A 728-nucleotide genomic window follows, 5' to 3' on the forward strand; every position below is an offset into this window, starting at 1 on the left:
GTCGCGTCAGAGCTTGATGAATGGATGACAGCTATTACGTGGCCTGGATGAAGGCTTGAACGGCCGAAATGTCGGCGTTCGCAGCCAGTGATCAGACAGCACCGGCAGACAACAGCGCGACAGTATGGCGGACCTTCGCGCGGTGTCCCACCTTATTGAAGTGATTATGAAGCCCGCAATGGAACGTCTCAAATATTGGGCGCGCAGCATCAAGCGCGATGTGATTGCCTTGTGGCTCGCCGCGCACGATCCTCGCGTTTCCTGGTATGCCAAGGCTGTCGCTTTGGTAGTTGCCGCTTACGCGTTGTCGCCAGTCGACCTGATACCGGATTTTGTGCCGGTGTTTGGGTATCTCGACGACTTGCTGATTGTGCCCCTTGGCATCCTGCTTGCCGTCAAGCTCATACCCGGGCCAGTTATGGTGGACCTTCGTTCCAAAGCACTTGAGCAGCGCAAACCCACGTCAATGGCCGGGTTGATGGCCGTCGTGCTGATTTGGATCGCTGCCACGGCACTGACGATTTGGCTCGTTTGGCCGAACTGGTTGACCGCCAGCGGCTAACGTCGACTTCCCACGGTCAATCCGCGGTTCGAGGTTTCATGAACGTATGTCGGCTTATCCGGTACGGCAAAGTCGCACGGAACGACCGGAATGGCGAAGGATTTCGGGCGCATAAGCGTACGAAATCCTTACATGCAGGAACCCGCGATCCGCGTTCTCTGCGCTA

Annotated in this window: 1 protein-coding gene; it reads left to right on the forward strand. The window is 57.0% G+C overall.

What is annotated here, in order from left to right; translation table 11 throughout:
* The first annotated feature begins 124 nt into the window (after positions 1-124).
* The gene (locus AC3WJD_RS22060; protein ID WP_492749006.1) at positions 125-562 is read left to right on the forward strand and encodes a YkvA family protein; all 438 of its coding nucleotides are present in this window, start codon (positions 125-127) and stop codon (positions 560-562) included.
* Positions 563-728: the final 166 nt, after the last annotated feature.

Source organism: Sphingobium sp. FW306-1B-F04DB, assembly GCF_058781925.1.